Annotated in this window: 19 protein-coding genes; all 19 read left to right on the forward strand. The window is 54.6% G+C overall.

The window, feature by feature from the left end; genetic code table 11:
• Window positions 1-2 precede the first annotated feature (2 nt).
• On the forward strand, window positions 3-1,727 hold the full coding sequence (locus tag P349_RS07825; RefSeq protein WP_081758213.1) for an OmpA family protein: 1,725 nt from the start codon (window positions 3-5) through the stop codon (window positions 1,725-1,727).
• A gap of 5 nt (window positions 1,728-1,732) precedes the next feature.
• Entirely contained in the window at window positions 1,733-2,224 is a 492-nt protein-coding gene (hcp, locus tag P349_RS07820) for a type VI secretion system effector Hcp (RefSeq protein WP_001007319.1), read from the forward strand.
• A 172-nt stretch (window positions 2,225-2,396) separates the two neighbouring features.
• Window positions 2,397-5,045: a type VI secretion system ATPase TssH gene (gene tssH / locus P349_RS07815; RefSeq protein WP_032664158.1), complete on the forward strand. Its 2,649-nt coding sequence runs from the start codon at window positions 2,397-2,399 to the stop codon at window positions 5,043-5,045.
• A 1-nt stretch (window position 5,046) separates the two neighbouring features.
• Window positions 5,047-5,652, forward strand: coding sequence for a DUF2778 domain-containing protein (locus tag P349_RS07810; RefSeq protein WP_032650191.1), 606 nt, complete (start codon window positions 5,047-5,049; stop codon window positions 5,650-5,652).
• Window positions 5,649-5,876, forward strand: coding sequence for a hypothetical protein (locus P349_RS07805; protein ID WP_032650190.1), 228 nt, complete (start codon window positions 5,649-5,651; stop codon window positions 5,874-5,876). Before P349_RS07810 ends, P349_RS07805 begins: the two co-directional genes overlap by 4 nt.
• 80 nt (window positions 5,877-5,956) lie before the next feature.
• Window positions 5,957-8,494 carry a type VI secretion system Vgr family protein gene (locus tag P349_RS07800; RefSeq protein ID WP_032650189.1) on the forward strand — a complete coding sequence of 846 codons (2,538 nt, stop codon included), beginning with the start codon at window positions 5,957-5,959 and terminating at the stop codon, window positions 8,492-8,494.
• 2 nt (window positions 8,495-8,496) lie between these two features.
• Entirely contained in the window at window positions 8,497-10,065 is a 1,569-nt protein-coding gene (locus P349_RS07795; protein WP_032650187.1) for a T6SS phospholipase effector Tle1-like catalytic domain-containing protein, read from the forward strand.
• On the forward strand, window positions 10,062-10,709 hold the full coding sequence (locus P349_RS07790; protein WP_032650185.1) for a DUF2931 family protein: 648 nt from the start codon (window positions 10,062-10,064) through the stop codon (window positions 10,707-10,709). The genes P349_RS07795 and P349_RS07790 overlap by 4 nt, the downstream gene beginning before the upstream one ends.
• A gap of 78 nt (window positions 10,710-10,787) precedes the next feature.
• The gene (locus tag P349_RS24995) at window positions 10,788-11,354 is read left to right on the forward strand and encodes a tetratricopeptide repeat protein (protein ID WP_081766796.1); all 567 of its coding nucleotides are present in this window, start codon (window positions 10,788-10,790) and stop codon (window positions 11,352-11,354) included.
• A gap of 55 nt (window positions 11,355-11,409) precedes the next feature.
• Entirely contained in the window at window positions 11,410-11,676 is a 267-nt protein-coding gene (locus tag P349_RS25595; protein WP_071995313.1) for a PAAR domain-containing protein, read from the forward strand.
• A 3-nt stretch (window positions 11,677-11,679) separates the two neighbouring features.
• A complete protein-coding gene (locus tag P349_RS07780) occupies window positions 11,680-12,837 on the forward strand; it encodes a hypothetical protein (protein WP_032650184.1) in 1,158 nt (385 codons plus the stop codon).
• Window positions 12,824-16,234 (forward strand): ImcF-related family protein, encoded by a 3,411-nt coding sequence (locus tag P349_RS07775; RefSeq protein WP_032650182.1) that lies wholly within the window; start codon window positions 12,824-12,826, stop codon window positions 16,232-16,234. Before P349_RS07780 ends, P349_RS07775 begins: the two co-directional genes overlap by 14 nt.
• Entirely contained in the window at window positions 16,234-17,826 is a 1,593-nt protein-coding gene (gene tssA / locus P349_RS07770) for a type VI secretion system protein TssA (protein WP_032650181.1), read from the forward strand. The genes P349_RS07775 and tssA overlap by 1 nt, the downstream gene beginning before the upstream one ends.
• Before the next feature lie 64 nt (window positions 17,827-17,890).
• Complete coding sequence (locus P349_RS07765; RefSeq protein WP_032650180.1) at window positions 17,891-18,625, forward strand: hypothetical protein; 735 nt, start codon at window positions 17,891-17,893, stop codon at window positions 18,623-18,625.
• 21 nt (window positions 18,626-18,646) lie between these two features.
• Entirely contained in the window at window positions 18,647-20,410 is a 1,764-nt protein-coding gene (tssF, locus tag P349_RS07760) for a type VI secretion system baseplate subunit TssF (RefSeq protein ID WP_032650178.1), read from the forward strand.
• Entirely contained in the window at window positions 20,365-21,468 is a 1,104-nt protein-coding gene (gene tssG / locus P349_RS07755) for a type VI secretion system baseplate subunit TssG (protein ID WP_032650177.1), read from the forward strand. Before tssF ends, tssG begins: the two co-directional genes overlap by 46 nt.
• Entirely contained in the window at window positions 21,449-21,985 is a 537-nt protein-coding gene (tssJ, locus tag P349_RS07750; RefSeq protein ID WP_193745669.1) for a type VI secretion system lipoprotein TssJ, read from the forward strand. Before tssG ends, tssJ begins: the two co-directional genes overlap by 20 nt.
• On the forward strand, window positions 21,978-22,430 hold the full coding sequence (tssE, locus tag P349_RS07745; protein ID WP_032650174.1) for a type VI secretion system baseplate subunit TssE: 453 nt from the start codon (window positions 21,978-21,980) through the stop codon (window positions 22,428-22,430). Before tssJ ends, tssE begins: the two co-directional genes overlap by 8 nt.
• A gap of 14 nt (window positions 22,431-22,444) precedes the next feature.
• Window positions 22,445-22,915 (forward strand): hypothetical protein, encoded by a 471-nt coding sequence (locus tag P349_RS07740; RefSeq protein WP_032650173.1) that lies wholly within the window; start codon window positions 22,445-22,447, stop codon window positions 22,913-22,915.
• Window positions 22,916-22,923: the final 8 nt, after the last annotated feature.

The raw sequence follows: 22,923 nt of genomic DNA on the forward strand, positions 1-22,923 counted from the left end.
GGATGCGTGATGTTTACCGGAGTCTGTTAACCACCCTGGCGGGCGTACTGGCACTGTGGCTTATCCTGGGCTTCTGGCCGCTGTCGGTCGGGAGCCGTGTGGCGCTCAGCCTGCTGGTCATTCTGTTGTGCGGGGCGATGCTCTGGCGTCAGCGGCGGGCGTCACGGCTGCGGGCTCAGGCACTCAGGGATATTGTGGACGAGAGTCTGCCCCCGGAAGATTTCCAGGGCGCGGTCATTCTGGTGTGTGGCGATAACAGCGCGCTGTTTGCTGAATCTGCACAGCATCGTGAAACCCGCGAGGGATGGTATCTGCGGGTGAAGGATGCGGAACAGCTGCCACTCTTTGCTCAACACCTGAGTCTGAGCCGCCCGGCGCTGGTGTCACAAGTTTCAGTGTTGCTGGCGGTGGTACCCGAGCTGCACACATCCGGTGATGATTTTACCCAGTCTCTGCGGGGCTGGCAGCGTGCTGTCATCCAGTGCCGTGCGGCATTCGGCACGATCCCCCCGCTGTGGACCGTGACCTGGGTATCGCCATCTGCGGCCTGTGCTGACGCGGAGCCGGTCTGGTTTACCACTGTCAGTCAACGGAGCGGTATTCAGGTATATCAGCCAGGTCAGGGCAATGTGTCACTGGCGGAATGGGCCCGGGAGACCGGATCAGACGGACGTCTTTCCCGTCTGAGTCAGAGCCTGTGGCTGGACAGTCTGCTTGCCTGGCAGAATTGCGCGGTCAATGACCTGCTGTTGGCCCGAGAGGGCGAGCTGCCGGTGTTGAAGCCCTGCGTGCAGGGCATGTGCATGGTGCCGGTGAGCGGTATCGCGGGCAATCTCTGGCAACAGCACATCATCGCCGTGACGGCGCTGCCACCGGATGCGACCGTCACAACAGAGCCACTGCCGCTGCCTGAACTGCTGCTGCCGGCGTTACCACGCCGGCGTGGTGTCAGCCACAGAATGGTGTTCTGGCGTTATGCCGGATTACTGGGCGGGATTTTTCTGGCACTTGCCATGCTGGCGTCCTGGATGAACAACCAGCGTCTCATTCGTAATGTTGGCGATCACCTTGCGTTGTATCACCAGCTTACGGGGAAGCCTGTTGCCCCGAAACTGCGGGCGCAGCAGCGTCTGCGGGCCGATGGCGCATTGCTGGACGACTGGGCGCGTCGTGGGGAGCCACTGCGTTATCGCCTGGGGCTGTATCAGGGGCTGCGTCTGGTTCCGCCCGTTGAGGCCGCCGTCAGTGACTGGGCCCCTCCGCCCCCGCCTCCACCAGTCATTAAGAAAATCATTCAGGGCCCGAAAACCATTCGCCTCGACAGCATGTCGCTGTTCGATTCCGGCAAGTTCGAGCTGAAAGCAGGCTCCACCAAAATGCTGGTGAATTCTCTGGTCGGCGTGAAGGCGAAGCCGGGCTGGCTGATTGTCGTGTCCGGGCACACCGATAACACCGGCAATCCGCAACTGAACCAGACACTCTCTCAGAAACGTGCCGAAGCAGTGCGCGACTGGATGCGTGATACCGGTGACGTGCCGGAAAGCTGTTTTGCGGTGCAGGGCTATGGCGCAAGCCGTCCGATCGCAACCAATGACACCCCGGAGGGCCGTGCGCTCAACCGCCGTGTCGAAATCAGTCTGGTACCGCAGGCGAACGCCTGTCAGATACCGGGCCACACCCAGGCGTCATCGCAGGATGATGGCGCATCACAACACAATGGAGAGTAATTCCCATGGCAATTCCTGTTTATCTTTGGCTGAAAGACGACGGCGGCGCGGACATTAAAGGGTCTGTTGACGTTCAGGATCGTGAAGGCAGCATCGAAGTTGTCGCTCAGGAGCATAACCTGTACATCCCGACTGACAACAACACCGGCAAGCTGACCGGTACCCGTATCCACACCCCGTTCCTGTTCACCAAGGAAATCGACTCGTCCAGCCCGTATCTGTACAAGGCTGTGACCACCGGTCAGACCCTCAAGTCTGCGGAATTCAAGTGGTACAAGATCAACGACGCGGGCCAGGAAGTGGAGTACTTCAACACCAAACTTGAGAACGTGAAAGTGGTGAAAGTGAATCCTGTGATGCACGACATCAAGGATCCTTCTTTCGAGAAGCACAACCACCTTGAGCAGATCGAACTGCGTTACGAAAAAATCACCTGGACCTACAAAGACGGCAACATCATTCATTCCGATTCCTGGAACGAACGCGCCACTGCGTAAGTCGCATGCGGACAGGGCCCCTGTCCGCAGTTTTTTGCTGAGTGCCTGTACGTAACGGGCTTTCAGCAAAGAAAACCACAAACTACCAGCCTGACCATATGCGCTTTGGTCCCCTTCACGGGAAACAGCGATGGGCGGTAGCGTGTCCAGGAACCGACAAAGAGAGAGACTCATGGAAAATCCAGCCATCCTGTTGCGACGTCTGAACCCTTACTGTGCCCGTGCGATGGAAGGCGCAGCGTCGCTCTGCCAGACCCGTACCCATGCGGAAATTTTGCCGGAGCACTGGCTGCTGAAGCTGCTCGAACAGGGAGAAGGTGATCTGACGGTGCTGGCACGCCGCTACGAGTGGGATATGGACGCCATCTGGCAGGATTTGCTGGGCTGGCTGGACAAGCAGCCGCGCTCGGTTCGCCACCGCCCACAGCTGTCTGATGCCATTCAGTCTCTTCTACAGGAAGCATGGCTGATTGCTTCTCTTAACGGCGAGGAACAAATACGCAGCATCCATCTGCTGATGGCGCTGGTTGACAAACAGAAACTGGTTCGCTGTGACGGGCTGTGGCCGCTGCTGACGCTGGGCCAGAGTCAACTGGAACGTCTGCGTCCGCTGCTTGATGGGCAGTCGGATGAACGCCCGGACGTGCAGCAGGAAGCAGGGCTGGCGCAGAGCCACGGTGGCGAGGTGGAGTTTGTTGGCCGTCCGGTGGGTGCAGAACTGAAGGAGGGGGAGCTGATCCCGGCCCTGCAGAATGCGCTGGATAAATTCACCCTCGACGTCACCACCAAAGCCAGAGAAGGCAAAATCGACCCGGTCTTTGGTCGTGATACTGAAATCCGCCAGATGGTGGACATTCTCTCGCGCCGTCGTAAGAACAATCCGATTCTGGTGGGTGAACCAGGCGTCGGCAAAACGGCGCTGGTGGAAGGTCTTGCACTGCGTATCGCTGAAGGCAACGTGCCGGAAAGCCTGAAGCCGGTTATTCTGCGCACCCTTGACCTCGGCCTGTTGCAGGCGGGGGCAGGGGTTAAGGGTGAATTTGAACAGCGCCTGAAAAACGTCATCGATGCTGTACAGCAGTCGCCCACCCCGATTTTGCTGTTTATTGACGAAGCCCACACCATCATCGGCGCGGGTAACCAGGCGGGAGGCGCAGATGCGGCCAACCTGTTGAAACCTGCGCTGGCGCGTGGCGAACTTCGCACTATCGCCGCCACCACATGGTCTGAATATAAACAATATTTTGAGCGCGATGCTGCCCTGGAGCGTCGCTTCCAGATGGTGAAGGTGGACGAGCCGGACGATGATACTGCGTGCCTGATGCTCAGAGGCCTGAAATCCCGCTATGCCGAACACCATAACGTGCACATCACTGACGATGCGGTCCGTGCGGCCGTCACCCTGTCCCGCCGCTACCTGACCGGCCGCCAGTTGCCGGACAAGGCTGTTGATTTGCTGGATACCGCCGCCGCGCGAGTGCGCATGAGTCTTGATACCGTGCCGGAAGCCATTGTACGCCTGAAATCCCGTCTGATAGCACTTGGGATGGAAACACAGGACTTGCTGGAGGACATTGCCGCAGGAGCATCGCCACACGGTGACCGGCTGGCAGTCATCGACACGCTGCGTACGGAGCTTGAATCGGAGCTGAAAACGCAGGAAGCCCGTCTGGAGATAGAGCACCAGCTGGTTGGTGAGCTGATAGCCTGCCGTCAGGACATCAGTCGTCAGGCAGATATTCACACCCTGCAGCAACAGCTGGATTTTCTGCAGCAGGACGGTGCGCTTATCCGGCCGGATGTGGACACCCGCACGGTCGCGAACGTGATTGCCGACTGGACCGGCGTGCCGCTGTCTTCCCTGATGAAAGATGAACAGACCGAACTGCTGACCCTGGAAAATGAAATCGGTAAACGTGTGGTCGGGCAGGATGCCTCCCTTAACGCTATCGCTCAGCGTCTGCGTGCGGCGAAAACCGGGCTTACGTCCGAGAACGGTCCGCAGGGCGTGTTCCTGCTGGTTGGTCCGAGTGGCGTCGGTAAGACTGAAACTGCGCTTGCGCTGGCGGACGTGCTGTACGGTGGCGAGAAGTCACTCATCACCATCAACCTGTCCGAGTACCAGGAGCCGCACACCGTTTCCCAGCTGAAAGGCTCACCGCCGGGATACGTCGGTTACGGCCAGGGCGGCATTCTCACCGAAGCGGTGAGAAAACGTCCGTACAGCGTGGTGCTGTTGGATGAAGTCGAAAAGGCGCACCGCGACGTGATGAACCTGTTCTACCAGGTGTTTGACCGCGGCTTTATGCGCGACGGCGAAGGGCGTGAAATTGACTTCCGTAACACCGTCATCCTGATGACCTCGAACCTCGGCAGCGACCACCTGATGCAGTTGCTGGACGAACAACCAGAATCCACCGAAGGCGACCTGCACGAACTGCTGCGCCCGATATTGCGCGACCACTTCCAGCCGGCTCTGCTGGCTCGTTTCCAGACCGTGATTTACCTCCCTCTGAGTGAGCCCGCCATGCGCACCATCGTGGAAATGAAACTCGCCCAGGTGAGCAAGCGCCTGCACCGTCACTACGGCCTGACCACGCATATTGACGAAAGCCTGTATGACGCTCTCACTTCTGCCTGTCTGCTGCCGGATACCGGTGCGCGTAACGTCGACAGTCTGCTCAATCAACAAATTCTGCCGGTGCTGAGTCAGCAACTGCTGACCCACATGGCTGCGAAACAGAAACCACACTGCCTGACGCTCGGCTGGAATGATGAAGAAGGGATTGTACTGGCGTTTAATGAGGCGCACGGAGGCTGAAATGCAGATTTGCATGATGGATTACGGCAACCTGTCGGCGGATGGCAAAACGGCGTACCTGAAATGCTACGGCATCGGGACTTTTGAAGTGCTGACGGGCCTGGATTTTTATATCAATAATCCTGACTGTGCTGACCATGAAAATGCTGCTATCCCGCCGGGGACTTACTGGGTGACCGACAGGCCTGCCGGCAGCTTGTATAACCGAGTACGGGCAGAGGCGATCGATGCCTGGCATGGTCACCGAAATCACCATTCCGAATGGTTTGCCCTTTTCAGCGATAAAACTAAAAGAGACGGAATCATGGTGAATGGCCTGAACCGTACAGGATTTCGTCTTCATCCTTTGAACAGCGATGGCTCCGGTGAGTCCTGGGGCTGTATCACCCTTCGCCGGTCCAGTGATTTTCAGCATCTGCGACGTCTGTTACTGCAGAGAGGAACCTCCCCTGTTCCTGGCGGCAATGGCCTGAAGGCCTATGCCCGTATCGATGTGCGTGGTACCCCGGACTACAGCCTGTGCGATAAAGAGACCGAAGAAAGAAAAGAGGCTGAGAAACGCCGGACACAGCAGGCTCTGAAAAAGAGAGCGGAGAATGCTGAATGAAAATCCTGCTGTTTATTGTGCTGTTCTGGAGCGGGATCCACTTCATTCCTGATGCATGGGTTGCGAGTTTTGTGAAGGCCCATATTCATATTAGTGGTGACGGGGAAGAAGCGATGGACAGCTTCGAGATGCATATCATCGTGATTAAAATAACGTTGTGTGCTGTCGAGGCGTACCTCCTGATGAAGCTATTCTACTGGCTGAAAACACGTCGAAAAAAATAATCTCTTTCTCAATTCCTGTGACCGATACTGGCCCGCGCCAGCCCTGATGGAATAACCGAATACACAATGGAGTCAACGCCATGAGCCTGACGGATACCCTGAACACGATGGTGGCCACCGTCACCGGAAAAGCACTGAACCGCTACTGCCTCGATATTCCTTCCTGCACAGCAGCTATCGACGTGGAGGACTTCAGTGGTTCAGAAGCGATGAGCGAGCTTTACTGCTACACCATCAACTTTACCAGTGCCGACAAGAACATTGATTCCCGCCAGATGCTGAGCAAGCCGGCGACCCTGACCATGGGCGCGGGCCATTTGCTTTCCCTTACGCAGCGCAAGGTGGTTCACGGGGTGGTGACCCGTTTCGAGCGTACCGGTGGTTCAGCAGATGAAGCGCAATACTGCATCGTGCTGGAGCCGTTTCTGGCGTTGCTGGGGAATCAGTTCCGCACCCATCGCTTTTTCGTCAACAAGTCGGTGCCGGAAGTGGTTGCAGAGGTGCTCACGGAGCATGGCCTGAAAGGTTGGGAGTTTGAGTTTACCCTCAAAGCTGAGTATCCAAAGCGTGAGCAGATTAACCAGTATCAGGAAAACGACCTCGCCTTCATTGAACGCCTGCTGGCGGAGGTGGGGATTTTTTACTTCTTCACCCTGCAGCCTGATACCCAGACCGAAGTGGTGCACTTTGCGGACAAGCAGAGCGCCTGGACATTTGGTAAAAAACTCCCGCTGAACAGCCCGTCAGGGGCGAATGACAATGCGGCCGACTCGGTGTGGGACGTGCACGTCTGGCATAACGTAGTGGAGCGCTCGGTCACCGCCAGCGATTACAACCACCGCGAAGCCCAGAACGTCCTGACGTCCGTGCCGGCGGACATGACCCGCGGGGACGGGGAAGGGAACACCTACGGCGATGTGTACCATTATCGCCCGCGTCACCTTGAACGGGGAGACAAAATTAACCCCGCAGCGGAAACAGGTAACTTCTGGGCACGCCTGGAGCATGAACGCTACCTTTCCACCCAGACTACTGTAACTGGCAGCAGTACCGACCATACCCTGGGCCCGTCTCAGGTGTTGACTATCACCGAGACGGCTATCCCGCCGACGCTGCCGCGTGAAACCGAAAACGGTCTCGTCATCATCAGCGCCGGTTACTCTGCCAGCCGTCAGAGCGCGCTGAAGGTGGAATGGGCGGCTATGCCGTACTACGAGAACCGATGCTGGCGTCCAGCCGCGAAAAAGCGTCCGGTGGTCAGCGGCACCCTGATGGCGCGTGTGACCAGTGCCAAAGATAATGATATCTATGCCTGGCAGGATGCATCCGGCATGTACCGGGTGAAATTCGATGCCGACCGTGATGACAAACGCCAGGGCATGGAAAGTATGCCCGTGCGCTTTGCCAAGCCTTACGGTGGTGACAAATACGGCTTCCACTTCCCGCTGATACAGGGTACTGAAGTTGCCATTGCATTCCATGAAGGCGATCCGGATCGTCCGTATATAGCCCATGCCCTTCACGACTCCCGCCACGTTGACCATGTTACGGAGGCCAACAGCACTCGCAACGTCATTCGCACAGCTGGTCTGAACAAGCTGCGGATGGAGGACAAGCGCGGCGAAGAGCATGTCAAGCTCAGTACGGAGTATGGTGGAAAGACCCAACTTAATTTGGGGCACAACGTTAACGCATCCAGAGCGCTGCGAGGTGAAGGTGCGGAACTGCGCACTGACAAACACGTCGCAATCCGGGGCGGCGACGGGGTGTTCATCACGGCAGACAAGCAGCAGGCAGCCAGTGATAATATGCTCTCCATGCAGGAGGCAATCACTCAGTTGGAAAATGCGTTGAGTATTGCCCGTACCTTGTCTGAAGCATCTGAAACGGCAGGGGCATTGCCAGCAGATATTCAGAGTCAGGTTAAGCTGACGGAGGCCCTGAAAGAGCTGGCTCGACCGGGTATGGTGCTGAATGCGCCGGAAGGGGTAAGCATCACCAGCCCGCAGGCGGTTCGCATGGCGTCAGGGAGTGCCAGTGTGGGGATTATGTCCCAGCAGAATACGGACATCAGTGCGCTGAAGCGCTTTACGGTGGCGGCGGGTGAGGCCGTGAGCATGCTGGCCCGAAAGGCCGGGATGAAACTCTTTGCGGCGAGGGGAAAGGTGGAAATCCAGGCGCAGGATGATGCGTTGGAGGCGATAGCGAAGAAAGACGTTACGGTGACGAGTGCCGAAGGCAAAGTTGAAATTACAGCAGCAACGGAGCTGGTAATTAACTGCGATGGTGCCTATATCAAGCTGGCAGGGGGAAATATAGAACTTGGTGCTCCGGGTAATATTTTACTGAAGTGTGCCAATGTTCAGAAAATGGGAGCCTCTTCGCTGAATACGCCAGCGCCTGAATTTCCAAAAGGGTATGGTGGTGTTTACTCCCTGACCGACGAAGAAGGGAAAACCATCCCACAGACTGAATATAAAGTGACAACGGCTGACGGGCAGGTATTTCATGGGATATCTGATGACAATGGCAAAACACTGCCGATTTATACCTCAATGCCCGGAAAATTAAACATTGAGATCCTTGGGACCGGCAAATCAGCAACAGGGAGTAAATAATCATGAGCGATTACCATGCATGGGAAGCCAGTGAGTGCGAGCATTTTACTGATGTTAATGTGTCAGAAAAGACAGTCGTCTGTAAGCGAAAGCCTGTTCCGGGTATTACAATCACAATTGGTATGTTTTTTGATGGTACGGGGAATAATGTTTTCAATACAGATGAGCGTTTATTGAAAAGTTGTACTCACCTTGATGTTGGTCTCAAAAAAGAAGATCTTGAGCTTTGTACCAAAAAACTGGGGATGAGTGTAAATGGCAGTAGTAGCTTTATGGGATATTATTCTAATATTCATTGGTTAAATACACTTTATTCAGTTGATGATGAGGTTGTTGAGGATAAAACTCACTTCCAGCGTGCTGTTTACGTTCAAGGTATTGGCACACAAAAAGGCAAAGAAGACAACCTGGTAGCAATGGGGACCGGGACTTTATCAGAAGGTGTGGTTGATAAGACCGATGAAGGTGTTTCTAAGATCGCAAAAGAAATCCGAACTCTGCTCGGTGAAGAAAGTGGCATAACAAACGCAATAGAGAAAATCCAATTCGATATATTCGGTTTCAGCCGGGGCGCAGCAGCGGCCCGTCATTTTGCAAATCGCGTCAGAAATAATGATAACGCGATACAGCAGGCAATCATTAAGGGGCTTGATGGCCGAAATCAGCATGGTCAGCCTGCCGGTGAAGTGCGGTTTATTGGATTGTTTGACACCGTTTGCGCCATTGGGCTTGACCCGCACGATGCCATAAATCCTGGAGTGGATCTGGATTTACCTCCCGATATCGCACAGAAAGTTTTCCAGATAGCGGCGATGCACGAGTGTCGATATAACTTTAGCCTGAACAGTATAAAAGAATCATGGCCAGAGCTTTCTCTCCCCGGTGTGCATTCCGATATTGGTGGCGGTTACAATCCAAATGAACAGGAATATTATTTTTTAACTAAGCCGAAAAATGAAACTGTCAGGGATAGTGTCCCCCCCGAAATTACGGACATTTATCGACAGACTGCAGCTGAAACACCTGATTTGAGGACACTTCCTAACCTTAGTCCTGTAATGGCGAGTGGAGAGGTAAAAACTGAAACCTGGTATGACTATCTGGTAAATCATGATAAACGGCGTCAGGAGATAATAGAGAAACGCGTCGGCGCTGCTGTGACGCTTAAACGAGTTGTTCCTAATGACTGGAGCAAGGTCAGTTTAAGGGTGATGCTGGATGCTGCGTTAGAGGCAGGGGTCGAGATGAATGAAATTTTGCCAAAAGATCAAAATTTCACATTACCTCCAGATCTCGAAGCTTTGAGCCAAAAAGCAATTGCCCAAGGAAAAGCAGTCAGAAGTGGCAGTGTTCCAACACCTTATACTTCATCGGAAATGCAAGTTATTGGAAAATACATACACTGCTCAGCAAACTGGAATCCCGTTGAATTTAAAACGGTATGGCTTGATGGCAAGCATATTGAAAAAATATATGGAGCAGTAAAAGCGACAGAAGTGTTTGGATTTATTAATCGACCAAACCCCGGCTGGACACGTACAGTATGGAATATGAAAGGGGAAAAAGCATGAAAATAATTACTATTTTTTTGTCATTTTCTTTTTTGGTGAGTTGCAACAGCAGTTCAGCTAATGACCAGCAAGGGAAGATTAAAGCCCCTTTTGATGAGTGGTACTTTACCTTTTCAACACCTAAAGCACTACCTGCTCAGGTGGCACTTGTAAAACTTATTGATGTCAATGGGTATGGAAAGGTTTTTCGAACAATAGACCAGCCACAAGGGCAAAGCGTGGGGACATGGAGCCAGCATGCCGGAAAAGGAACTTCGCCTTTTAATAAAGCATCTTCGCCCCCACAAGTTTTGCAATTTTGCTGGGATTCAATTATTGACAAAAAAGTTTATGAAACTACATTAGTGTTCTCTTCTGAAACTAAAAATAAAATGCTTACTACAGAGCCCAACAACTATAGCCCTGAAGATACTTATTATTTTCAGTATATGGTGATTGGTCTTGCGCCTGAAGGTAAAGTCAGGGTTTGGCTAAAAAACAATGGCAGACCTAATCTTGAACAAAAAGGTACAGAAATCACAACAGTCTCAGGTAATAATCTAAACATGTGCAAAGGAGAGACCAATTTTCCTAATGGGTATGAATATAGTGAGGGAATGAAAAAGTTTATAAAAGGTAAGGCGTATCCTTACGGGCAGTGGTGATTCAAATAAGAGTTGATTTTCAATGACGGGTGTCATTCGCGTTTAATAAACTCACTCATTGTTGCGTAAGGTCTATTTATGAAACTATCCAACTTCGTTTTTTGGCTTTCTATCGCTGCACCATGTTTCGCTGAAACTGTCGTTATCGATCCTACGTCAACGACTAAAGCAGACGATGCAAACTCAATGGCTAATGTTTATCGTTTGGGTATGGGTGTTCCGAAGGATATGAAAAAAGCATTTGAACTCTATCAGGTTGCTGCTGAACTCGGAAATGCGGATGCTCAGATCGATTTAGGTGACATGTATTATTATGGAGAGGAAACCACTCAGAGCTACGAAAAGGCTAATTATTGGTATGAGAAAGCTGCGAATAAAAATAATGCCACAGCTCAGATGTATTTAGGTTACGCATACCTTAATGGCAAGGGAGTTGCAGTGAATTATGATAAAGCAAAGAGTTGGCTTGAGCTTGCAGTTAAACAAGGCGAGCCTTCAGCTATGTATCATTTAGGCACGATGTTCTTTGATGGTAAAGGCGTAACTAAAGATCAAAACCAAGCTATCCCACTATTCAAAAAAAGCTGCTCCGAAGGTGATTCGAATGCGTGTGATAAGCTAAAGGAAATTAAAATAGAGAAATAATGTTCTTATCTGCATAGAGAAATACATATGTGGAAATTAAAAAATGGAGTTTCGTATGTCTAAAGGCTTTGTATTGATTGGTGATAACACTACGCACGGCGGACAGGTTATTTCTGCCTCATCAACAATGGTAGTAAATGGCAAAAAGGTTGCTCTCGTTGGCGATAAAGTCAGCTGCCCAAAAGATGGGCATGGCATTAATACCATTATTGAAGGATCGCCTGAATGGACCTCTGACGGTAAAGCCGTGGTTGTGGATGGTTGCCACTGTGAGTGCGGTTGCCAGGTGATCTCCAGTGCACCGGATTGTGTAATAGGATAAGTAATGGGCTGGGAGCGTCAGAAATCAACGATATCGGCTAAGCCCGAAGAACCTTCATTCATCCTGTGGATGATGCTGGGGGTTCTCGCGCTGGTTGGGTGCGTACTGTTGTTTGTCTTGCATGCCAATCAACTGGCCGGGCCACTTCAAACATTTAATCTTTGGGCTGTCACCGCATGCCCCGCAGTTGTCTGGATTTTATTTATCTGCCTGCGTGGCTGGCTTTACAACAATGCGTTTGACAGGCACGAATTTGAAGCCGGTGAGGCAGAATATGCGCAACAACAGTGGATGGAATGGTCGGGACGTAATATCACAGTATTACACAGCGGTGTCATGCTGCCTGCAAATCTGACATCTCAACTTTTTTTAGCAGCTCCGCCAACGCTGGAGCAAAGCACATCTCTGACCCGACGAATTTGTCAGCAAGGTGGTCATGAAGCGTATTTTTCTGTTTTGCTGTCAGGGTTAAGCCCAGCCCTGGAAAAGTTGCCTTCAGATATAGAACCCGCCGTCACGCTGCTGACCGACTCTCAAGATGATTTGCCAGCATTGCAGGATGAATTTGTACATGCCTGGCAGACAGCTATTCCTGATCGTCTGGTGCCTCAACTGACCATTCTTAAGTCAAAGTCCTTCCTCTCACTTGATGAGCGAATTAAATCACCGACGCTGGATGTAGATTTAATCCTGATTTACCAGACACAGGGGCGGGATGCGTACAGTGATGCGCTGGCCGTCCTGCTGTTGACCTCCGATGATGTGGCTACAAAATATAATCTCTCTTTTAACGCCCGTATTTTGCGTCCAATGGCACTTGATATGGCGATTTCAGAAAAGTCACTGGATACGTTTTTCTCGACCCAAACTCAGGCATGTGCCACCGCCAGTATTGTTGGCGACAACGTGGAATGGGGAAATGCATTCTCCGGTCTGCTTCAAGCAGCACAAAGTTATGGCGGCCACTGGAAACCTGAACAACTCCACTGGCTGGAAAAATATGCCGGGCTCAGTGGCCCCTTCTCTCCATGGATAATGGCTGCAGTAGCCAGCGATATCGTGAATATACAAAAAGCAGACTGTCTGATGCTTTCTACAGATGGCGAGCAGAAATTTATTAATACCGTGCAAACAGGGAACAGAAACAATGACAACGGGTAATTCGTCATGGCGTGGAGGGTGGGGGCGGCTGGGGTTCTCTGCCCTCATAGCAGGAGGGATTGCCTGGTTAATCTGGCATTTTGGCGACCAGATTGGGCTGCACACTACGCTCACGAAAAGCCTGGCGTTTGCCGGTGCTTTATTCCTGTTACTGATGTTTCGTCATGGCAAAACAATTAGCCTTGCCATCAGGCAGGGCTGGCATCGTTTCCAGTCCAGGAGAACGAATGTCCTGCCTGCCGATGAAGGCCGCGTTAAACAGACCGCACCACGCAACGTCACCGTCGACACCATCCGTCTCGCCATGCGCAACCTCTACGGTCGTCGCTGGGGCCGTAAAACCCGCATTCTGCTGATAACCGGCACCGCCTCTGAGGTGGAACAGCTGACCCCTGGCCTGACGGGTCAGCTCTGGCAGGAAGACCGGGGTACGCTGTTGCTGTGGGGCGGCGACCTCAATACCCCAGCCGACAGTGCCTGGCTGACCGCACTGCGCAAACTGCGCCGCCGTCCGGTGGATGGCCTGGTGTGGGTGACCTCGGCGTTCGATCAGCTCTCAGCGCCGGGACCGGAGCAGCCGCTGCCGGTACCGTCTGAAAGTACCATGGACGCCCTGTCTCATGCCATCAGCGCCCGTATGGAAACGCTGGGCTGGAAACTTCCCCTGTATGTCTGGTCCCTGCATCCGCGTGCCGGTCAGCCGGAAGGCCGCATTGTACAGGCCACAGGCTGTCTGCTGCCTGCTGGTTGTCGTACCGAAGGGCTGGCAGAGCAACTGTCAGCCCTGACGTCAGATTTAACCTCGCAGGGTCTGCAACAGACCTGCGATGATGTTAAACACAACTTCCTGCTGACGCTTGCCGACCAGCTCATTCGTGAACCGGAGAGCGTGACCGCGCCATTGTCGGTGATGCTCAATCCGTACCGCCCGCTGCCGCTGGCTGGTGTGGTGTTCAGTCAGCCTTCTGCAGGTGCTGAACGTAGCGTGCAGCATCACTGGGGTATGGATAAGCGCTGGGATGTACTGCCTGAATCTGTCAGGATGCTTCCTGTCGCGCTGCGCCCCATGAAACCGGGCATTCCGTGGCGCAGAGTGTTGGCGTCTGCTGCTGCGCTTACGATGGTGAGCTGGGCTGTGTGGATGAGTGTCGCGTATTTCACCAACCGTAACCAGATTGCTGGCGCAAATGCTCAGGCATCTCTTGCTGCCCGGGAGAATCAGCCGCTGGAGCAGCGTCTGCATGCGCTGTCGGAACTGCAGAAGACCCTGGCTCGTCTTCAGTACCGTTCCGGGCATGGTGTGCCATGGTATGAGCGTGCCGGACTCAGCCAGAATGATGCGCTGCTGGACGCACTCTGGCCCCGTTATCAGGACAGTGCACAGCCGCTGTTGCGGGATGCGGCGGCAGACCATCTGCAGAAGCAAGTCCGTGCCTTTAACGCGCTGCCGCCGGGTAGCCCGTTGCGGGAACAGATGGCAAAAAGTACTTATGACCAGCTCAAGCTCTATTTGATGCTGGCACGTCCGGAGCATATGGATGCGGCATGGTTCAGCTCTGCGTTGCTGCACGACTGGCCGAAGCGTAACGGTGTGAAAGACGGTGTCTGGCAGGGGATGGCTCCGTCTCTGTTGTCGTTCTGGGGCGCTCAGCTGATTGCGCACCCGGAGTGGAAACTCCGTGCCGATGGGGGCATGGTCAGCCAGGCGCGTTCCCTGCTGGTTCGCCTGATGGGTGTGCGCAACAGTGAATCGACCCTGTATCAAAAGATGCTCTCACAGGTGTCACATCTGTACGTCGATATGCGCCTTGAAGATATGACCGGCGATACTGACGCTTCACGTCTGTTCAGTACCACCGAAATCGTACCTGGGATGTTTACCCGTCAGGCCTGGGAGCAGGCCGTGCAGCCCGCTATCGAGAAGGTGGTGAAGGCACGCCGGGACGAGCTCGACTGGGTCCTGACTGACAGCAAGCATCAGGTGAATAAACAGGACGAGACTTCGCCGGAAGTGCTGAAAAAGCGCCTGACGGAGCGTTACTTCGCCGACTTTGGTGGTGCCTGGCTGGCGTTTCTGAACAGTCTGCGCTGGAACCCGGCTGCGACGCTGTCGGACTCCATTGACCAGCTGACGCTGATGGCCGATGTGCGCCAGTCCCCTCTTGTTGCATTGATGAACACACTTAACATCCAGGGGCGCACCGGACAGACCGGCGAGGCGATTTCTGACTCCCTGGTGAAATCCGCGAAGAACCTGCTGGGCGGTGACAACAAAGATGCCATTGACCAGAGTGCCGGTGTTCACGGGCCGCTGGATGCGACCTTTGGTCCGGTACTGGCCCTGATGGACAAGAGCCGCACCGGTGCACAGGAACTGAGCCTGCAGTCATATCTGACCCGCGTGACGCAGGTCCGTTTGCGCCTTCAGCAGGTGACCAACGCCGCCGACCCGCAGGCGATGACCCAGACCATTGCCCAGACGGTATTCCAGGGCAAAGCTGTGGACCTGACCGAAACCCGTGACTATGGCAGCCTGATTGCCGCTGGTCTTGGTCAGGAGTGGAGCGGCTTTGGCCGCACGGTGTTTGTCAACCCGATGGAGCAGGCCTGGCAGCAGGTGCTGACCCCGGCGGCCGACAGCCTCAATGCCCAGTGGCAGCAGGCTGTCGTCAGTGAGTGGAATTCTGCGTTTGGTGGTCGCTATCCGTTTAATGATGCCAGCAGTGATGTGTCCCTGCCACTGCTCGCCAAATACCTCAATGGCGATTCCGGGCGGATTGCACAATTTCTGCAGACCCACCTGAAAGGTGTCCTGCACAAGGAAGGTAATCGCTGGGTGCCGGACAGCATCAACTCGCAGGGGCTGACGTTTAACCCGGCGTTCCTCAGTGCCATCAACACCCTGAGCCATATCTCGGATGTGGCCTTCACGGAAGGCAATGCCGGGATGAACTTCGAGCTGCGGCCGGGCACCGCCGATGGTGTGATGCAGACTGACATGATTATCGACAGCCAGAAGCTGACCTATATGAACCAGCTGCCGGCGTGGAAGCGCTTCACCTGGCCTGCGGATACCGAAGCACCCGGTGCGAACCTGAGCTGGATTAGCACGCAGGCCGGGACCCGTCAGTACGCCGATATTCCGGGTAGCTGGGGCCTGATTCGCCTGCTCGATAAAGCCAGCGTAAAAGCATATCCGGGTGTGGGAAGCAGTTACAGCCTGAGCTGGAAGGCCCCGGACGGTCGCATGCTCAATTATACCCTGCGTACTGAAGCGGGTGAGGGGCCGCTGGCGCTGCTGAAGCTGCGTAACTTCCGCCTTCCGGAAACCATATTCAGCACGACCGGCGCTGCGGCATCAGGTCAGGTCGCCAGCGATGCAGAGGAGGTCTACTGATGAGTACGCTGAACACGTTACTGAGTGCCTGTCAGGCAGAAGAGGAACCATTACTTGTAGCAACCCGTGAGCGTGTGGCGCAGTGGGATAACTGGCTGCAGCCGCTGTCCGGACCCTCGCCCGCTGGCGAAGACCCAGGCTATGATGATGACTTCCAGCAGATGCGAGAAGAGGTCAATAAACTCTCCGGCGCGGATACCGAACTCATCTGTCGTCTGGCGGAGAAGCTGCTGACCACCACTGCCAAAGACATTCGCGTCGCGACGTACTACTGCTGGGCAAAGCTGCATCGTGAAGGCGAGCAGGGGCTGGCTGAGGGCCTTGAACTACTGACCGGACTACTGGAGCGCTTTGGTACACAGCTGCACCCGCAGCGTGACCGCAGCCGTAAGGCCGCGCTGGAATGGCTGGGCGGTTCGCGTATGACTGACAGCCTCTCTCTCTACCCGGAAGTCGTCAGGGAAAATGCGGAACGTACCACCGGTGCACTGCTGTTGTTAGCACATCTTACGGAGAAAGAAGCGGAAGAAACCCGCCCGGAGCTCAATGCGCTGTATGGCGCGCTAGAAAGCCGGTTGCATAAAGGCGGGGGCGTGGATGCGGTGGTGCCACAGAATGTCTGTAGCGAACCGCAAAACCCGATCGGTCACAGCGATGCCCCGTCAATCGGGCGGATCACCTCCGGTCAGGATTTGCTGGCCCAGGCTCGCACCCTCACCGAATACCTGCGTGAACAGCCGGATGGCTGGCTGTCTGCCCACCATCTGATGAAAAGCCTGCGTCATGACACCCTGCGGGCCATTCCGGCCCCGGATGCACAGGGACGTACCCGTATCGAACCGCCGAGAGCAGACCAGCGTGCGTTGCTCAAACGCCTCTACCTGCAGCAGAGCTGGGCTGAGATGCTGGAAACGGCGGACAGCACCTTTTCCCGCGGTGCCAATCACCTGTGGCTGGATTTGCAGTGGTACATCCACCAGGCGCTGACGAAATCAGGCCAGGATACCTTGGCTGGCATCATTGCTGCCGACCTGAAAGGACTACTGACCCGCCTGTCCGGGCTGGAGACGCTGGCGTTCAGTGACGGTACTCCTTTTGCGGACGAAGTGACGCTGAACTGGATCCAGCAGAGCGTGCTTGATACCACAGGCGGGGGGGGCAACGACACGCCATCAGCCCCGGTCACCGCCGGTAACGATGACATTCTGGCACTGGAGCCGGAAGCGGTGGCGCTGGCGGACAGCGAAGGCCTGGAGGCGGCGCTGAACTGGTTGCAGAGCCGTCCCGGGCTCACAACGACACGTCAGCGCTGGTTGTTGCGCCTGCTGATGGGACGGATTGCGGAGCAGTACGGTAAAAATGAGCTGGCGATGCATCTGTTTGCTGAACTGGGAGAGCGTGCCGGAGAGGTGATGCTCAGTGACTGGGAGCCGGAGCTGCTGTTTGAAGTGCAGGCCCGTCATCTGAAACTGCTGAGAATTAAAGCGGGTCGGGCAGAGTCGGACAAAGCTCGCCTGCACACTGACATGGAAAACCTGCTTGCCGGGTTAATTGCTATCGATCCTGCCCGCGCGGTAGTCCTGTGCGGGTAGTGCAAAGAAATGAATTCCGGAAGTGATGCCGGTGATATTAATGATTTTAGGAATATAAACTTTCATGAAAAGAACTAAATCTGCAGCATGTATTGGCATGGTGCTATTACTGTCCGGGTGTACTGCAATTTTGTGGGGTGGAAATAAAGTCGCAGGTAGCCATCAGGTGAATGTTATGAAAATGCAGGATAATGTCACCGATATTTTTCAGTATAAAAACCTCGCCGCTTCTGTTGTTCAGGATAAGACCAAGATACCTCTGATTATTCCTTCGGAAGGCATTGCATTTCTGGGTGAGAAAAACGTCTATATTCTGACGAGAGGGGCTGACGAATTACTGTCTTTAAACAAATTAACAGATAAAATCCCACTGATTGCAGGTAAGGAAGAAAATACGCTCAAACTTCAGTTGGCTCGCCCTGTAAAAGGGGATGCTGTCGTTCACTTTGAGGATTCGTTACGTGTCTGGGTTAATAAAAGCGCAGGTGAGCTTTCAGAATACGATATAGATGTCATTAAGCATTCAGGATTCCGGAGCGCGAAGGAGGGATACTGGAAAGACGTCAATATTGTGGGCATGGTTCTTCCAAGGAAAAGTATCAATTATACATTTACCAATACCGAGTCACTGGGGCGAAAGTATAAAATCGAATTTTACGCTACCGATAGTGAAATCGACTTTTCTCCGAAGAATCTTGCTACCAACATTGTGCTCACACCTGTGGCTCTTGCAGCAGATATCGTATTTTTCCCTGTCTCCCTCACGTTTCTGCGCTTAATCATCGGGCAACAACACTAGGGCACTCCTGCTGGAACGCATATGAAAGATCAGACCCTGCGCTATTTCGATGCAGAAATGCGCTACCTGCGTGAAGCCGCGAAAGAGTTCGCGCAAACCCATCCCGATCGCGCAGCGATGCTCGACCTGGATAAGGCCGGCACACCCGATCCGTATGTTGAACGCCTGCTTGAAGGCTTTGCTTTCTCAGTGGGGCGACTGCGCGAAAAAATTGACGACGACCTGCCGGAACTGACGGAAGGTCTGGTCAGCATGCTCTGGCCACATTACCTGCGCACCATTCCGTCTCTCTCGGTGGTGGCACTTACCCCGGCGCTACATGCCATGAAAATGGCTGAAACGGTGCCCGCGGGTCTTGAGATATATTCCCGTCCGGTAGGGCCAAAGAACACCGTCTGTCGTTACCGTACCACCCGGGATGTGATGCTCAATCCCCTGGGTATTTCGGGCATTACCATGACCACTGAGCCTGATGGTCGTTCGCGGCTTGCGATGCGTTTTTCCTGCAGCAGCCAGGCAGACTGGTCCGGTGCTGATCTCAGCCGCCTGAGCCTGTATCTCGGTGCAGATGTCCCCGTCAGCAGCCAGCTGCATCTGATGCTGACCAAAAGACAGGCCGCGCTGTACATGCGCCTGCCCGGGCAGACCGACCGTATTCGCCTCGACGGGTATTTCTCGCCGGGTGGTTTTGCGGAAGAAGACAGCCTGTGGCCGAAGGGCGATACCGCCTTCAGTGGTTACCAGCTGCTGCTGGAGTATTTCACCTTCCGTGACAAGTTTATGTTTGTTCACCTCAACGGCCTGGATGGCATTATACCGCCTGCCGGAGCGGAGTATTTCGACATTGAAGTCGTGTTCAGCACACCGTGGCCTTCAGAGCTGCCGGTCACCGATGACGCGGTTCGTCTGCACTGTGTGCCGGTGATTAACCTGTTCACACTGGAAGCTGACCCGCTCACCATTACCGGGCTTGAAAGTGAGTACCTGCTGCGCCCCAAACGTCTGCAGGACGGACACACCGAGATTTATTCGGTGGATTCGGTGACAGGCTCAAACCGGACCAGTGATGCAGAGTATGTGCCGTTCAGCAGCTTCAGGCACAAGGGCGGGATGATGCGCCGTCATGCACCACCCCGTTACTACCACACCCGTGTGAAGCGCAGCGTGACCGGGTTGTATGACACCTGGCTTATCCTTGGCGGGCACCAGTGGGAAGAGGACCGCCTGTTTGAGCGTGAAGCCGTATCGCTGCAAATCACCGGCACCAACGGCCAGCTGCCGCGCCGTGCACTACAGAGTACGCTGCTTGACCGCTGTGAGCAGGTGGTCAGTACACAACTTTCAGTACGCAACCTCTGCAAACCAACGCTGCCAGTCTATCCGCCTGCGGAAGACCGTTTCCACTGGCGGGTTCTGAGCCACCTGGGCTCCGGGTTCCTGAACATGATTAGCACCGCTGAAGTGCTGCGCGGGACGCTTGCGCTCTATAACTGGCAGGAAGATGAACTGAACACCCGGCGTCTGGAGGCGATTCAGCAGGTGGCGCATCACCGCCTTCAACGTTTTGAGCAGGGCTACCTGTTGCGCGGGCTGGATATCGAAGTGACCCTCGACAGCAAAGGGTTTACGGGGGAGGGCGACATCCATTTGTTTGGCGAAATGCTCAACCGCTTCTTTGCGCTCTATGCTGACATGAATCAGTTTAACCAGCTCACCCTCATTGTTCAGCCAGAAGGAAAATGCATCCGGTGGAAAGAGAATCACAGTCCGCGCCTGCCTGGCTGATAAAGCGGCTGGGCGATCGGCTGCCATATATCAACTTTTACCGCTTCTGCCAGTTACTGGAACAGAGCCAGCCGGACAAACCGGTTACGGGCAGTACCTGGCAGGTACGTCATGAACCGGTACGTTTTCGGCCACACCAGGGGATGGGCTTTCCGGCATCTGAAGTCAAAGGGATTGAGCAGTCTGAGCATTCGCATCTGCCGCCGACGGTACGCATCACCTTTATGGGGCTCTACGGCGTGGAGTCCCCGCTGCCAACGCACTATATCGATGACATCACCCAGTGCCGGGAAGGGTATGAGGCCACCGCGGATTTCCTCGATATCTTCAACCACCGGCTGATTGCCCAGTACTACCGTATCTGGCGTAAATATTCATACCCGGCGACTTTCGAAGAGGGCGGTAAGGACAAAACCTCGCAGTATCTGCTGGGGCTGGCCGGGCTCGGCATTGACGGCTGCACGGACAGTATCGCGACCCCGGCTTCGCGCTTTCTGGCGCTGTTGCCGGTCATGTTATTGCCTGGACGTACCGCAGAAGGTATGGCCTCACTGGTGCGCCTGCTGGCACCCAACACGCTGGCGAAAATCTGGCACCATGACAAACGCCGTGTGCCGCTGAAGAAGCGACTGACCATGAGCGTCAGCCAGCCCGTCACCCTGACAAACCGACCGGTGATGGGCAGTTATGCCACCGACGTGAACAGCCAGGTGCTGATGCGCCTGACAACCTCTGACCCGGCTGAAGTACAGGGCTGGTTACCGGGCGGGGAGCTTCACTCGGATTTAATGGCGCTGCTGCATGTCTATCTTGGCTCCCGCCTCGATGTGCGTCTGCAGCTGTGTGTCGACCGTAGCCTGCTGCCGGACGCGACAATGAGCACTAAACCCGACGCCGGAGCAGTGCAACTGGGCCGTACCGCCGTGATGCGGCCGCTGAATGCGGCAAACACAGTCACGCACCCCAAAACTATAACCATCAATCTTGGCCGCTATGAGCGGGTACAGGAAAATATTCACCGCAGGGAGACCGATGAAGATGGCGATTACCGCTGGTAAATTTCCTCTGGCTGCGCTGGCCGTTGGTATCACTTTGATACTTGCGGGCTGTGGGCTGACGCAAAAAGTGACAGACGGCACCATTGCCGTGACCAAATCGATATTTTATAAACAGGTAAAAACCCTGCACCTTGATATCCGCGCCCGCGAGGCCGTGAACAGCAATGCCGGTGGTGTGCCGTTGTCGACGGTGGTGCGTATTTATCAGCTAAAGGACCGCAAGACCTTCGACAGCACGGACTACCCGTCCCTGTTTAAAGCCGACAGCCAGGCCATTAAAGCAGACCTGGTGGCAGAGAAAGATATCCGCCTGCAGCCGGGTGGCGCGGTGACGGTCGATATGCCGATGGAGGAAAATGCGCAGTACGTGGCGGTGGCCGGAATGTTTATGTCACCGGACCAGGTGAACAACACCTGGCGGGTGGTACTGAGCCGTGATGACCTCGATCCGGATAAAGCCCGGGTGATTGAGGCCGGCAACAACCGCCTGACCCTGAAGGCGCTGAAAGATGAATGAAATTCCACGTCCGTCGCTGTATGAAACGCTTTATGGCAACTTCACCGGCGGCCTCGACCTGCATCAGGTCAGCGAGCAGAACCAGGTCATTTTGTCCGTACTCGACAATATGCAGCGTATCCTCAACTGTCGTGCCGGCACGCTGGCGCATCTGCCGGACTATGGTCTGCCCGATATGACCAAAATTCTGCAGGGCATGCCGGGAACGGCGCATGAGCTGATGGGCTCATTGTCTGCCGTACTGCTCAAATATGAACCACGCCTGAAAAAAATAGCCGTTGTCCTGCTTGAGCAAACCATACCCGGTGAACTGCGCTATGCCATTGATGCTGAGCTCAAAGGTGTCGGTCTGGTGCGTTACCGAACCGAGTTTATGCCCGAGGGACGGGTTCTCCTGCGACATCTTAAACAACAGCAGTATCTCGACACGACTACCCGTCTGTAAGGCCAGAGAACACCATGTCAGTAAAATCACAATTTCTCGAAAAATTGCAGGCCAGACGGTCTGCTCCGGCTTCATCTGTCAGCAAAACTCAGGCCGATATCGCAGAGTTTCGCCTGCGAATAACACAGCTTCAGGAGCAGATGGACGCGTGGCTGGTGGATACCGGGCTGAACGTGGAGACCATCAGTACATCCGTTACGGACCTGCTGGTGGAGGGCGGGGCTTTTGATATTGCCGGTATCGTCCTGCGTGTCGACGACCGGGCCGTAAAATTTACGCCGGCATTTTTGTACGGCCAGGGCGTGACCGGGTGTGTGGAGGCGACTTTTCATAATGGAGAACGTGTGACTCCACTGGGGCGTTTATTCATGCGGTCAGGTACCGTGAGTGACTGGACCTTTACTACGCCTGGTGCTTTATCCCGTTCCGGGCAGGATTTTGATGAGAGCGCGTTTTTTGGTTTGATTTTATCGCTTCTGCCATAGCGGGTGCT

It is taken from the genome of Enterobacter sp. DC4 (assembly GCF_000568095.1).
Classification (GTDB): Bacteria; Pseudomonadota; Gammaproteobacteria; order Enterobacterales; family Enterobacteriaceae; genus Enterobacter; species Enterobacter pseudoroggenkampii.